Source organism: Deltaproteobacteria bacterium, from assembly GCA_018668695.1.
Lineage (GTDB): Bacteria > Myxococcota > XYA12-FULL-58-9 > XYA12-FULL-58-9 > JABJBS01 > JABJBS01.
Genome location: JABJBS010000106.1, coordinates 1 through 13,223, shown reverse-complemented (window position 1 = coordinate 13,223; position 13,223 = coordinate 1). Strand labels below are relative to the sequence as shown.

Genomic DNA, 13,223 nt, shown 5'->3' with positions numbered 1-13,223 from the left:
GCATATCCGCTACGAAAGCGGTCCATTGCTGACTATCAATCAGATCGAACCAGTACTTTATCTTTTCTGTGCCCCGAATACGCTTTAACCAGCCGATGCGTTCCTTAAGAAAGTCGGGTTTCTGGCAAAAATAGTCGTAAGCTTCAAGCAAATACTCTACCCGTGCCTCAAGTGGAGCCGTCACTTCTACCACATTGGCTGAGCGCATTTTACGCCAAAGCTCACTGGGAATATGAATTGCGCCTATTTGATTGCTCTCGGATTCAAGCCAAATGGGTTTTGCTGGATTGAAACTCTGGAGTTCTGTCGCAAGATGAGACTCAAAGCCTTTTTGACTCGGCTGAATAGTCTCCGGAGATACCCCCAGAAGGCTACCACGATGGTTCGCAAGGCCTTCAAGGTCTAACACTTGAAAACCCCGCTCTTTCATCATCAGTAATATTTTCGTTTTGCAAGTACCCGTCAATCCGGACAACAGACGTAACTCAAATTGCTCAGGCAAACTATCTAAGCTTGCAACGACTTTCTGCCGGTATGATTTATAACCGCCTTCAACAACAGATACTCGAAAACCAATTTGAGACAGAATAAGCGCGAGGCTTTGAGACCGCTGACCACCACGCCAGCAATAAATCAAGGGATAGAAGCTTCCATCCATGGCCTTAAGCGGTCCTTCGAGCATATCTGCAATATTCCGGGAAATCAGCGCAGCCCCAATCTTACGGGCTCGAAAAGCATCTCGTTTGTAGGTTGTCCCTACTTGGACTCTCTCATCATCCGAGAGTACAGGCAGGTTAATCGCCCCTGGGATATGGTCTTGAGCAAACTCAGACGGAGTTCTCGCGTCGATGACGTGGGTGAATTCAGGATGTTCCGAATACTCTGACCATTTAAGAAAGCTCAAACTCATTTGAACCCGCACTAGCCTGTTTCGCTTTAATACAAAACCCTATCAACGTTTTTTTCCGTAGAGACTCAAAAAAAGCGTAATCGCCTGCTCGATGACTTCAGCGGTTTCGTGCTCTGTGGGGGCAGCTTGAAAACCCATCATCTGAGGCCACATCAATGGATCTTTAATCAATGCGTGAAACTGAGCCGCCGCCAGTGCTGCGTCTTCGACCTCCAGGCAACCCTTTTCGTGAGCTTGTCCCAGATAGACACTTAAGTCTTCCAAGCCAAAGCTTCCCGTGCGCTCGTAGAATTGTCGCCCCAAATCAGGGCGTTGCATAAATTCCGCAGCGGCCATTCTCAAAACAGGCAGTACTTCCGGGTGCAAAACTTGGTGAAGCATCTCAAGCGCGAATGCACGCAGCTCTTCGTGAGGGTCCCCTTCAGGGTTCATCCACTCCACGCTCCACTCAGTAATACGTGTCCAAATACCATCAACGATGATGTTGAAAAGCTCCTGCTTGGAGCGAAAATGTTTGTAGACCGTGCGCTTACTAACGCCAGCCACCTGAGCCACACGATCCATTGTGGACTGAGAGAAACCCTCTTCCACAAAGACTTTTGCCGCCCCTATGAGCACACTTGCTCGTTTTCGTTCAGAAAAGCTCAATTCAGTAAACATCATTCACCACTTGACAGATTGCGTCACTGTACCTTAGTGTGACTCAAAAGTAAACTGGTCAGTTTACTCTTGAATTTCGCAAGCGAGAGGTAACGTCATGAAAAAGTCCATGAAAGATAAAGTTGTTCTGATTACAGGTGCAGCCAGCGGTATTGGCCGTTTAACTGCACTGGAAATGGCCCGTAATGGTGCCAAACTCGTCATTTGGGACATCAACGAAAGTGCCCTCGAAGCAGTATGTAACGAACTGGACCGAGTGGGTAGCCACAAGAGTCATGGTTATATTTGCGATATCTCCAGCCGCGACACTGTATACAGCGTTGCCAAAGAAGTTTTAGCAGAGGTCGGAGCGGTTGATGTTTTGATCAACAACGCGGGTATCGTGAGTGGCAAAAACATCCTCGACATCCCCGATGAGAAAATCGAGCTGACCTTTGGCGTGAACACAATGGCTCTTTTTTGGACCACAAAAGCCTTCTTGCCTGAGATGCTCAAGCGCGATTCTGGCCATATTGTCACCATCGCATCGTCTGCCGGACTGGTTGGCGCGGCCAAATTAACAGATTATTGTGCAAGTAAATGGGCTGCCGTAGGTTTTGATGAGGCCCTCAGAATGGAGTTACGCGAGAATTCACCCGGCGTAAAAACTACCGTGGTGTGCCCTTTCTTCATCGACACTGGCATGTTTAAGGGCGCTTCAACGCGATTTCCTCTGATATTACCCATCCTTAAAGAGAAAAACGTCGCTAATAAGATAGTGAACGCCATCCAAACCGAGAAAAAGCAACTAATAATGCCCGGGTTCATCGGAATCGTACCGCTGATGCGTGCTACCCCTGTGTGGTTTTTTGATGCAGTCGCGGATGTTTTGGGTATCAACAAAAGCATGGCCGACTTCATCGGGCGCAAGTCGGCGACCATTTCAGACTTGAATAAGCGCTTTAGAACAGGCTAAGTCACAAACATGGCGCAAATAGATAGAACCTTACAAGTGCGCGGCTACGAAATAGACAGACATGGCCGTATTCCTCTCGCAACATTTTTCAAATACAACGAGCACGCTCGCTGGGCTGCCTTACAAGACCCAAATTCAGGGTTCGCGGGCATCATGCGCCGCGGAGGAAAGCTACCAATCCGTGCTCAACATTTCACACTCGGTCAAAACGTTGATGTTGGCACTGAGTTACGAGCAAGCTTAGGGATTCTCAAAGTGGGAAACTCAAGCATCAAGCTGCTTCACGAACTCAACAGAATTCGGGATAATGCTATGGTTGCACAAGCATTGGTGACTTGCGTGCATATTGGTTCGGACCAACGAGCGGTCCGCGTTCCAGATGACCTCAGAGAACGCGTAGACCCTGCCCTACTCACCCCTGAAACTCCCGGAACGTTCGAAGAGACGCCACGTGATGCGTGGTCATTTCCGATTACAATCCGAAACGCAGATATCGATATGCTTCAGCATGTGAACCAAGCACGCTACATCGAATACATGGGTGATGCTCGGGTCCGAGCAACCACTGCAAACGCATATGGCGCAAACCCACCCGCTCTTTCATCCAATCCAAAACAACTCGCGATTGAATACAACCGAGAAGTTGTTTTTGGAGACGATTTAGTGATGAAAACATGGCGAGGTGCCACAGGCGCTGTTCAATTCGCTGGGCACGTAGGTAAAGAGCAAACCCCACGCTTCAAAGCTTGGGCTCATTTTGAATAAAGAGCTCAATCTCATTGAGTCTCAAATTGCTTCTACGAAAAGTGGGTTCCTAGCATACATTACCCCAGCTTTATCAAATTCATTTGAGCCCTTTACGACGGGCGCTGCGACACCTCTCTTTTCCATGTAATCCCTGAATACAGTGAATAAAACCCGCCAGTTAGATTGATTGAACCAGGCTTCATCGTACCGTCGTGTCGATTTATTTTTCTAGGATCCCAATTATTCAACTCACTGGTCGGCCAAGTTACATCAAATTATGTAGCAATATTCGGGTGGTTCTTAGCCATAAATAAAATCATCCAAGGCGAAGTCACTTTACCGTGAAATCGGCGCGCGTACCCACGACCGGAAGAGCCGGTTTAAGATTGACGATTCTCAAATTAGAACCCTAAAATTTATAGTTCAGAGGTAATTTGTAGGTTCGTATTTGTGGGGGTGGCGTATGACTATTATGAACTCAGGAGAATTTTTTGTAGAGAGCGGTTCGATCTCATCCGAACAACTAGAGAGTGCTCTTTGCAAACAAGCTCATTTTGAAAAAATGCTTTTAGGGGAAGTTCTTCTAAGGCTAAGCTTAGTTGACCAGTTCAAGCTTGATACCGCTTTAGCTGAGCAAATACGGGAGGTAAGTCGAACAGGCTTGGTTCACCGCAGAATGCTCGGTGAGGTGCTTGTCGATCTTAGAATTATAAGCGAAGAACAACTTCACTATGCTCTCGACGAGCAGCGAAGGCTCAGGCATCTAAACCTTGGAGAAATGCTGGTTGAGCTTGGGATGCTTACCATCCGCCAGTTGGACCAACTCATCGAGGGGCAAATGCGGGCGCTGACCATCTCGGTTGCATAACCGGTAGGTGCTCAAATCGGGGAAACATCGCCCTGGTTAATCGCTGCGACCAGCCACAGGACCGAAGCAACCTACAGGGCCTACCACTGGCACCTCTTCTCAGGACCAGCTAACACCCTGATAATTAAGGCATTTAAAGCCCGGCAGAGTGCCCAGCACTTCCCGGATCTGCCCCTTGTCCCAATAACTCCGCCTTAATCGCCAAACGCTTGGCAAAACCCGGCTCCCGGTGTAATTTGACGAACTGCGTCAGGCTCTATTTTGCACGTAAAAGGTGGCTCTTATGTCCTACGATGTTCACGAAAAATATCCCAATCTCCTAGCCCCATTAGATTTAGGGTTCACGACCATTAAAAACCGAACGCTCATGGGTTCGATGCATACTGGGCTTGAAGAAGAACGCGGTGGCTTCGACAAATTGGCTGCCTATTTCGCCGAGCGAGCTCGTGGAGGAGTTGGCCTGATTGTTACAGGTGGTGTCGCTCCCAGTCGCGAAGGCTGGCTCAAACCTTTCTCCTCGAAACTCACCAACAAGCGCGAAGCCAAACAACACGTTGTTGTAACAGAAGCAGTCCACGAGGCCGGTGGTAAAATTGTTCTGCAAATTCTCCATTCAGGGCGTTATGGCTATCACCCGCTGAATGTCGCACCATCCGCCATCAAGGCACCCATCGGGTGGTTTAAACCACGCGCCCTCTCGCCAAGAAAAATCCGAAAGACCGTCGACGATTTCGTCAACTGTGCTGAGATGGCAAAAGTCGCGGGATACGACGGTGTTGAGATCATGGGCTCCGAGGGTTACCTCATCAACCAATTCATCGTGAAGCATACCAATAAGCGAACCGATGAATGGGGCGGCAGCTACGAAAACCGCATTCGATTTCCAATTGAGATTGTGAAGCGTACCCGTGAAGCTCTTGGTAAAGACTTCATCATTGTTTACCGGCTCTCCATGCTAGACCTCGTTAAAGATGGCAGCAGCTGGGAAGAAGTAGTTCAACTCGCAAAAGCCATCGAGGAAGCTGGTGCCACTATCATCAATACCGGTATTGGATGGCACGAAGCCCGTGTTCCCACCATTGCCACCTCTGTGCCGCGAGCCGCTTTCACTTGGGTTACCGAAAAGCTCAGAGGCAGCGTGAATATCCCTCTCGTGACCTCCAATCGAATCAACATGCCTCAAGTTGCGGAAGATGTTCTTTCAAAGGGTCACGCGGATATGGTCTCGATGGCAAGACCATTCCTTGCCGATGCAGACTTCGTGAATAAGGCCCGCGACGGTAAAGAAGACGAAATCAATACATGCATTGGGTGCAACCAAGCCTGCCTAGATCATGCATTTAAGAATCTACGAGCATCATGTCTCGTCAACCCTCGCGCTTGTTTTGAGACTGAACTACAGTATCTCCCCACGAAATCTCCCAAGCGTGTCGCCGTGGTAGGTGCAGGACCGGCCGGGCTAGCCTACTCTACAGTTGCAGCTGGTCGAGGGCACAACGTCACACTTTTTGATGCCGACAGTGAAATTGGTGGCCAGTTTAATATGGCCAAAAAAGTCCCAGGCAAAGAAGAGTTCTACGAAACCATTCGATACTTCAAGCGCCAAATAGAATTGACGGGTGTCAATTTAGAACTCAACTCGCGCCAATCGGCTCAATCACTCATCGAGCAAAACTTTGACGCTGTTGTTCTGGCAACCGGCGTTAAACCGCGAGTGACAAGCATAGCGGGAGAAGGCCACCCCAAAGTACTCAACTACATTGAGGTGCTCAGAAACGAAAAGCCGGTGGGTAAAAAGGTCGCCATCATTGGTGCAGGCGGCATTGGTTTTGACGTCGCTGAATATCTAACTCACGAAGGTGAATCCAACGCACTCAATATTCAAGCATACCTTAAAGAATGGGGCATCGATCCGAACAATGAGGTACGGGGTGGAATCGAAGGTATTACTGCTCAACCCCACCCTCCTGCCCGAGAAGTCTTCCTGATGCAGCGTAGCGAAGGAAAATTGGGTGGAAAACTGGGCAAAACAACCGGCTGGATTCACAGAGCGACCTTGAAGAACAAAAATGTAAAGATGCTCAGAGCGGTTGAATACCTAAAGATTGATGACGAGGGATTTCATATCCGTATCGACGGCAAAACTCAGGTTCTAGACGTCGACAACGTCATTGTCTGTGCCGGCCAGGTTCCATGCCGTGACCTCCAGGAAACGCTGAGCCAAAGTGGTGTTCAAGTGCATCTTATCGGAGGCGCCGATGTGGCCGCTGAACTCGATGCTAAACGCGCAATCAATCAAGGCTCCCGGCTCGCTGCCGAACTATAGAATTTAGACCATTCCCAAGGTTAAGTGGCCAAACGAAGTTTAATGGTTTAGAATCACGCCGGCCCTGTGCCCCATGATGTAAACAGCGACTTCGAGGACATAATGAAAAATCTTGTTTGGATGGCTCTTTTTCTTTTAATGGCGTGCTCTGGTGATGAAACCACCGACCCCACTGACACTTCAGATGCCGCAGCATCTTCTGATACCTCAGATCCGAGTGATACTTCAGACGCATCAGACGATTCAGATGAAACCGATCCCACCGATGCCGCCGACAGCAGTGATCCGGCCGACGCATCAAACGATTCAGATGAAGCCGATCCGGTAGATGAAGCAGACGAAAGCGATCCGACCGATACTTCTGATGCCAGCGACCCAGCGGATGCTGCAGATGAAACAGACCCCAGTGATGACCCCACCGACACACAACCTGAGACGACTATCTCACTGGTCAATGCTTTCCCAAGCCTCAATTTCACCCGGCCACTCATCGCGAGACAAGCACCCGGTAACCCAAACCGATGGTACATCGTGGAACAACGTGGACGTATTTTCTATTTTGAGAACGACGGATCTACATCAGTCAAAGAAGAGTACCTCAACATCGCAACACGAGTACGCGCATACGACGACCCTGGTGGTGGCTACAAAGAAGAGCAAGGCCTTCTTGGCTTCGCGTTCGATCCAAACTTCGAAACCAACGGCTACTTCTACGTTAACTACACTGGCAATGGCAGCCCTGGGGCAACTATCATCTCTAGGTTCTCTTCCAACGCCAGCGGTACTGAAGGTGACAGCGATTCCGAACAAATTCTTCTAGAGATTGACCAACCCTATACCAACCACAATGGCGGTCATATTGAGTTCGGCCCCGACGGCTACCTTTACATCGGAATGGGTGATGGTGGTTCCAGCGGAGATCCTCTGGGCCATGGACAAGACAAAGAAACCTTATTGGGCACCATTTTGCGTATCGATGTCAGTGGCGAAGACGCCTACTCGATTCCAAGCGACAACCCATTTGTTGGTACCGCTGGCGCCGATGAAATTTATGCCTATGGATTACGAAACCCATGGCGCTTCCACTTTGACCGAGAAAACGGCACGCTTTGGGCTGGCGACGTGGGGCAAGATCAGTTTGAAGAAATCGACATCATCATCAATGGTGGAAACTATGGCTGGAACGTTCGAGAAGGAGAGCATTGTTACGGCTCTTCCAACTGCGACTCGGAAGGAATGATTGACCCGGTAGCCGAATACAATCACTCACAAGGTTATTCTGTGACCGGTGGGTATGTATATCGGGGCACTCAGCTAACCAGTCTATCAGGTAAATACCTCTACGGTGATTATGGCAGCGGCAATATATGGGCTTTAACCGATAACGGCGACTCACTTAGCTACACTTCAGAGATGATACTCGCAGATACCGATAAGACCATTGCGAGCTTTGTTGAAGACTTGAATGGTGAAATTTACATTGTATCTCTCTACACCGGTGAGTTCCTCAAGCTCATCGAAACCATAGAATAAACCCGTTAGGGCTAAGACTACGGTACTTTACTTACTCATTTTTTTTCTTTCGGGAGTTTGTCCTGAGTCGTTCTTATGACACTGGACATCTCCCCTTTTCATACCGTGAATACACAGAAGCCCTTGTAGGAGACCTACCCATGAAGTTCTTAAATCCAGAGCGAGACAATCTACTTGAGCTTTCCTTAGATGATGTTTTCATCGTACCAACTTATTTTGATGGTACCTCACGCATGGACGTCAATCTTACGCCAGTCGATTTTGGCGGGAGTTCAAATCCAATCGTGGCTGCGAATATGAACGCTGTAACGGGTAAACGCATGGCTGAAACCATGGCCCGCTACGGTGGAATCGGTGTTCTACCTCAGGATATGGACCTTGCTACGGTCGAGCGTATTGTACGCCACATCAAACAAGCGAACCCTATTTATGACACAGCTCTGCGGGTAACGAGTGACGCTACGCTACGCGATGTTCAAGGCCTGATTCTAAAACGAGCACACGATATGGTTGTGGTCGTAGATGACGATGAGAAACCACTGGGTATTATCACCCACGCCGACTTGCGCGAAAAAGACCAATACACTCCTGCAGCTCATCTCATGCAAACACGCCTTGTTACCGTTAACGCTGGAATCTCAAATCGAGAAGCCTTTATCGAAATGGAACAACAACGTGTAAAAGCAGCCCCAGTAGTGAACGAAGCCGGTGAAATTATGGGCGTGATCACCCGCGATGATGCCGTACGCATGGAATTGTTGTCACCATCTCTTAATTCAAAAGGTGAACTTATGGTCGCAGCAGCAGTTGGTATCTCTGCCCAAGCCGGCGAGCAAGCCGCGAAATTAGTAGAAATGGGAGTAGACGTATTGGTCCTAGATACAGCCCATGGTCACCAACGACGCATGCTTGAAGCACTCAAAGCTGTGCGCAAAGTCGTAGGCCCTAATTTCCCATTGGTTGCGGGTAACGTTTGCACCGCCGAAGGTACTCGGGCGCTTATCGAAGCTGGCGCCGATATCATCAAAGTAAACGTCGGACCTGGCGCCATGTGTACAACGAGAATGCAAACCGGTGTTGGACGGCCCACCTTTTCATCCGTTCGTGCCTGCGCCGATGCAGCCCGCGCACTCGGCAAGCATGTTTGGGCAGATGGAGGCGTTCGCCACGGACGTGATGTCGCTCTTTATCTTGCAGCTGGTGCGAGCCGAGTGATGGTCGGAACGACGCTCGCTGGTACCTTCGAAAGTCCTGGCGATATCAAAGAAGACAAAGACGGTTTCCTCTATAAAGAGAATTATGGAATGGCCAGTGCCCGAGCGGTCAAGTTTCGAACCACCGGCATTGACCCCTTTGACCAAGCAAAGAAGAGCTTTTTCCAAGAGGGTATCTCAACTTCTCGTATTTATTTAAGACCTGGTTTGGAAAATGTCGGAGCGATCTTGGTGAACTTCATTACCGGAGTTCAGTCTGCATTTACTTACATCGGTGTTGATAACATTGATGATTTTCATCAAACAGCTGTCATCGGAGTCCAAACTGCTTCAGGTTTCGGTGAAGGTACACCCCACGGTAAAGTCCGCCGCTGACCTATTTGGTTTTTCGCTTACATTGTGACGCACTGGGCATACCTATACCCTTAAGTGGCGAAATGGGGTGTCCGTAAATTGACCACTAAGCGAGAGGTTCTTTGTATTGACTCCGGGCTGGGTTCTGGAATGGGCAGGCTCGCTCACTTACATGATCATATCAAAACGCTCAATTTTCATATGATAGCCACCTCGGATGTCAGTTGGCTTCCTGCATACCTAAAACATACCGAGCCGCTGGCTGCCGTTATCATTGATGGCAATGTTTTAGACGAAGCAGAAAGCGACCAAATTCTTTCCGAGATCCGCGGCTCTCAACCTGAGGTTCCTATTTGCTGGCTTCGTTCCAGCTCCAACTTGATGAAGCACTATCGTCCAGACCTCCCTGATAAAAACCTGGAACTTGAAGGAACTTCCGAAGAGCAGGTTAAGACGATTAATGATGCCATTAAGAAACGCTATTTTCCGCGCATTATCGCCTACGCAATGGAGTTCAGTACTCGCTTGTCAATCAAGCAGTCCTTCCACCTAAACTTCGAAGAGCGCCCATCTTACCTTCGTTCGAGCTTCGAGCCTCTGTCCGAAATCAGTGGAATGATTTCTTTCTATGGGCACGAGACCGCTGGCTCTGTAGTTGTAAGTGGGTCGCCTGAGGTGATGAGGGCATGCTGCGAACATATGTTACCCAGTGCGCCTTCTACCGCTACAACCCAAGAACAAGATGTTGCCGGTGATATGTGCAATGCTATCGTGGGTCGCTTAAAAGGGTTTCTTGAGCAAAATGGTACACGTATCCAAAACACGTGGCCTATTGCCACGCGAGGATATCCGATGAGTTTGGCTTTTGGGTCCGGACGTATCTCGCTCGTTCAGGATTTATCCAGTGACAAGGGTCAGCTCTTTGTGGAGCTTTATCTGGATTCTTTTGATGCGCTGGCACTGAAACGTAATGTCCGGTCCAGAAGTGTTAATACCGGCGAGCTTAAATTCTTTTAGAATTAATCATTAGGCGGCTTATACTCTTCATCAACAAGTCTCAATTCGAGACTCTCACGTGCAGCGAGAATTTCGATATTGGCCCCGTGCATCTTTGCCCGGGCTCTTGCCTGCTCAACAATACCATCGATCTCTGTATCCGAATGACCAGGATCATGATGAAACAAGGCTAATGTCTTGACCCCAGCTTGAACAGCTAAATCCACCGCAGTTGAAAACCGAGGATGACCCCACCCTACTTTTTCAACATATTCTTGATCGGTATATTGGGCATCGTGAATCACAAGGTCAGCATCCTGAAAGAAGGCCACATAATCTTCAGGCAATATCCTTAAAGCCGAAGGGTTCTCTTTCGCTCTTTCCTCTGGACCAAACTTACCTTGATTTAAGAAAAGGTCGATTTCACAATCTGTAGCGTAGACAGCCACCAAGCCATCACTCACAAACTTATAGGCGTTACTTCCGCCGGGATGTGGCTGCTTCAATACAGAAATATTGACCCCTTGAACCATTGTCCCTTTAGGGTCCAACGTCTTCGAAACAATATCAGCACTGAGTTCTGAAAAGTCGACGGGGAAATAGTCGCTACTCATCTGCCCCGAGAGCAATGAGTGAGTTTTATGCTCAAACGACTGCACTCCGTAAACATTGATAGTCTTTCCTGCAGAATAAGCTGCCTCAAAGAATGGAAAGCCTTGAATGTGGTCCCAGTGAGAGTGACTGAAAAACATATTAAACTCGGATGGGACATTATCACGCCAGCGCAGTGATTCGCTAAGTTCCCGTAAACCTGTTCCTGCATCACATATAAATAATTGGTCGTTAATTCTGAATTCAACACATGAAGTGTTACCACCATAAACTCGTGTTCTGTGGCCGGGAGTAGGAATCGAGCCTCTTACGCCCCAAAATTTTGCATAAAAGCTCATGCCACTGCCTCATGGTATACCAAAACTAAGTTACCAATCTGTAACTGATCACCATCAAATAAGTTCACACTGTGAACGCGAACCCCATTTAAGAACACACCATTGGTACTTTCTAGATCTCTGAAGGAATAACCTTGTTCGATCCGTACAACTTCGAGGTGTTGTCTCGACATTTGTTCACACTCAAACACGAGGTCAGATTGAGACGAGCGGCCCAAGACGTAACGGTCCTCTAATAAACGAATCATTCTTGGTGCCCCTACTCCGCTAAGCTGCTCAAGAGCAGGCGTACCGTAGGTAATCCGCGCACGGCCCATAACCGCCGACTGACCATGCACCGTTCTTTTTGTATGTTCGTTCGTATCATGCCCACTGGACATCAAAGCACCTCTATCTACTGCTGTCTCAATATATAAAGTATAAGCGATATCAGCTAGTTTCTTCAAATACTGCTTTCATTTTGATTTGAATAATATCAACTAAAATGAGGCAAACTATTTCCGAAATAGTATTTCTGATAAATGTATAAAGATCCATGGGACTTAAGTCAGCTCGAGATCCGTCGATGCCCTTCACGTAATAGAACGTTTAGCTAGAAACGAATGAAATGGTCATGCAAAATTACCGCTTTAACTTAAGAATTACCGCCACGGGCCTGCTCCTGCTGCTCTTCATGACCAGCTGCAGCAGTCCGCGAGTTTTTAGTTTCCAAGACATTCACTACTACACGAGCTCAAGTGGCCAGGCACAACTTGGGAACCTAGGACTGATGAGTGCTAGCGACGGCTTTGGGTTCCAGCGAGCCGCCTTCCTCTCAGATTGTCAGGAACAAGCATTAGCCGCCTCCGTAGACGCAACCATTCAGGGCATGCTCCCACTTAGAAGTGCATTCGGCCAAGGCACGAAAGCCAAAGCGCTTAGTACTCTGCTGGGTGTTCCGGCAGATAACTTGGACGACTACCGTGTTCTTCTCCTATCCCTCAATCCGCTAGATGCCGAGCGTGCTGCGGCCAATTGGCCCGAGACGTGTAAAGCCATCGTTGCAAGGGACGCCGACCGAACGCGGCTCATTATCTCCGTAGCTGCCTTAATTCCCAATACATGGTTTGGGTCTCCAATAGCGCTACCTCAACTGACCGCCCAGATATCGGCTAGAGGACATCTCATCATTAATATTCACGGTAAGAAGATGTCTCAAATAAAGGTCTCACCGCAATCTATATTTGCTTGGCGATCAGGACACTTCTGTTGGGCACAAGATGATTCGCTTAAAGAGCCCATCCTGAGGGCCGACGATTCAGGCTTCGATACATGCCCCGCTGGATATGGTACTTCGGCGCCTCCTGGATCATTATGGGCCAGCACTATTATTCAACCGGTTGAACCAAGTAACCCCTCGGAAGCTGAAGTGAGTGCCTCTCCTGAATCTGAGACGGTCCCGCCATCTGCAGAATAGTCTGTATGATTGTCCGGACTGAGGTTAATAGGGTCATTCGACACTCTTAGTTGAGGACAAACAGGTCAACGCTTTCCTTTCACTGAGATCAACTGGGTCACTGAGCCTCTCTAGACCTTCTCCGTAGACTCTTCCCGGTCCAATCATTGAGTGTAATCAGGGTAAAAGTACCTATTTCAGGCTAAGACTGAGGCTAACTAGGTAAACCATTGCCTCTCTTCAACCAACTAATTCAACGTTTTCAACATCTCATT

The 13,223-nt window shown here is 48.5% G+C and carries 12 protein-coding genes; 8 read left to right on the top strand and 4 right to left on the bottom strand.

What is annotated here, in order from left to right; genetic code table 11:
- Both mnmH and HOK28_06150 read right to left on the bottom strand, forming a co-directional pair.
- Positions 1 to 910, bottom strand: a 910-nt coding sequence (gene mnmH / locus HOK28_06155) for a tRNA 2-selenouridine(34) synthase MnmH (GenBank protein ID MBT6432656.1), incomplete at its 3' end; no start/stop codon positions are given.
- 42 nt (positions 911 to 952) lie between these two features.
- Positions 953 to 1,570 (bottom strand): TetR/AcrR family transcriptional regulator, encoded by a 618-nt coding sequence (locus tag HOK28_06150; protein ID MBT6432655.1) that lies wholly within the window; start codon positions 1,568 to 1,570, stop codon positions 953 to 955.
- Between the two features lie 97 nt (positions 1,571 to 1,667).
- Here HOK28_06150 and HOK28_06145 point away from each other — a divergent pair, with 97 nt between their 5' ends.
- The 7 genes from HOK28_06145 (at position 1,668) to HOK28_06115 (ending at position 10,584) form a co-directional block, all read left to right on the top strand.
- Entirely contained in the window at positions 1,668 to 2,525 is an 858-nt protein-coding gene (locus tag HOK28_06145; protein ID MBT6432654.1) for an SDR family oxidoreductase, read from the top strand.
- Positions 2,526 to 2,534: 9 nt separating this feature from the next.
- Positions 2,535 to 3,290 carry a hypothetical protein gene (locus tag HOK28_06140; GenBank protein MBT6432653.1) on the top strand — a complete coding sequence of 252 codons (756 nt, stop codon included), beginning with the start codon at positions 2,535 to 2,537 and terminating at the stop codon, positions 3,288 to 3,290.
- A 445-nt stretch (positions 3,291 to 3,735) separates the two neighbouring features.
- Positions 3,736 to 4,140 carry a hypothetical protein gene (locus tag HOK28_06135; protein MBT6432652.1) on the top strand — a complete coding sequence of 135 codons (405 nt, stop codon included), beginning with the start codon at positions 3,736 to 3,738 and terminating at the stop codon, positions 4,138 to 4,140.
- A 283-nt stretch (positions 4,141 to 4,423) separates the two neighbouring features.
- Positions 4,424 to 6,466, top strand: coding sequence for an NADPH-dependent 2,4-dienoyl-CoA reductase (locus tag HOK28_06130; GenBank protein ID MBT6432651.1), 2,043 nt, complete (start codon positions 4,424 to 4,426; stop codon positions 6,464 to 6,466).
- 102 nt (positions 6,467 to 6,568) lie between these two features.
- Positions 6,569 to 7,999, top strand: a complete 1,431-nt coding sequence (locus HOK28_06125) for a glucose sorbosone dehydrogenase (GenBank protein MBT6432650.1) — start codon at positions 6,569 to 6,571, stop codon at positions 7,997 to 7,999.
- Positions 8,000 to 8,139: 140 nt separating this feature from the next.
- Positions 8,140 to 9,588: a GuaB1 family IMP dehydrogenase-related protein gene (locus HOK28_06120; protein MBT6432649.1), complete on the top strand. Its 1,449-nt coding sequence runs from the start codon at positions 8,140 to 8,142 to the stop codon at positions 9,586 to 9,588.
- A gap of 78 nt (positions 9,589 to 9,666) precedes the next feature.
- A complete protein-coding gene (locus HOK28_06115) occupies positions 9,667 to 10,584 on the top strand; it encodes a hypothetical protein (GenBank protein ID MBT6432648.1) in 918 nt (305 codons plus the stop codon).
- Between the two features lie 2 nt (positions 10,585 to 10,586).
- On the opposite strand, the gene HOK28_06110 is transcribed toward HOK28_06115, so the two are convergent.
- The gene (locus HOK28_06110) at positions 10,587 to 11,513 is read right to left on the bottom strand and encodes an MBL fold metallo-hydrolase (protein MBT6432647.1); all 927 of its coding nucleotides are present in this window, start codon (positions 11,511 to 11,513) and stop codon (positions 10,587 to 10,589) included.
- Positions 11,510 to 11,893 carry an FHA domain-containing protein gene (locus tag HOK28_06105; protein ID MBT6432646.1) on the bottom strand — a complete coding sequence of 128 codons (384 nt, stop codon included), beginning with the start codon at positions 11,891 to 11,893 and terminating at the stop codon, positions 11,510 to 11,512. Before HOK28_06105 ends, HOK28_06110 begins: the two co-directional genes overlap by 4 nt.
- Before the next feature lie 233 nt (positions 11,894 to 12,126).
- On the opposite strand from HOK28_06105, the gene HOK28_06100 reads away from it, so the two are divergent.
- Positions 12,127 to 12,969, top strand: a complete 843-nt coding sequence (locus tag HOK28_06100) for a hypothetical protein (GenBank protein ID MBT6432645.1) — start codon at positions 12,127 to 12,129, stop codon at positions 12,967 to 12,969.
- Positions 12,970 to 13,223 lie beyond the last annotated feature (254 nt).

Excerpts from the sequence above, each read along its gene's own strand:
- HOK28_06150 (MBT6432655.1), bottom strand. The coding sequence starts at position 1,570 with ATGTTTACTGAATTGAGCTTTTCTGAACGAAAACGAGCAAGTGTGCTC.
- HOK28_06145 (MBT6432654.1), top strand. The coding sequence starts at position 1,668 with ATGAAAAAGTCCATGAAAGATAAAGTTGTTCTGATTACAGGTGCAGCC.
- HOK28_06140 (MBT6432653.1), top strand. The coding sequence starts at position 2,535 with ATGGCGCAAATAGATAGAACCTTACAAGTGCGCGGCTACGAAATAGAC.
- HOK28_06135 (MBT6432652.1), top strand. The coding sequence starts at position 3,736 with ATGACTATTATGAACTCAGGAGAATTTTTTGTAGAGAGCGGTTCGATC.
- HOK28_06130 (MBT6432651.1), top strand. The coding sequence starts at position 4,424 with ATGTCCTACGATGTTCACGAAAAATATCCCAATCTCCTAGCCCCATTA.
- HOK28_06125 (MBT6432650.1), top strand. The coding sequence starts at position 6,569 with ATGAAAAATCTTGTTTGGATGGCTCTTTTTCTTTTAATGGCGTGCTCT.
- HOK28_06120 (MBT6432649.1), top strand. The coding sequence starts at position 8,140 with ATGAAGTTCTTAAATCCAGAGCGAGACAATCTACTTGAGCTTTCCTTA.
- HOK28_06110 (MBT6432647.1), bottom strand. The coding sequence starts at position 11,513 with ATGAGCTTTTATGCAAAATTTTGGGGCGTAAGAGGCTCGATTCCTACT.
- HOK28_06105 (MBT6432646.1), bottom strand. The coding sequence starts at position 11,893 with ATGTCCAGTGGGCATGATACGAACGAACATACAAAAAGAACGGTGCAT.
- HOK28_06100 (MBT6432645.1), top strand. The coding sequence starts at position 12,127 with ATGCAAAATTACCGCTTTAACTTAAGAATTACCGCCACGGGCCTGCTC.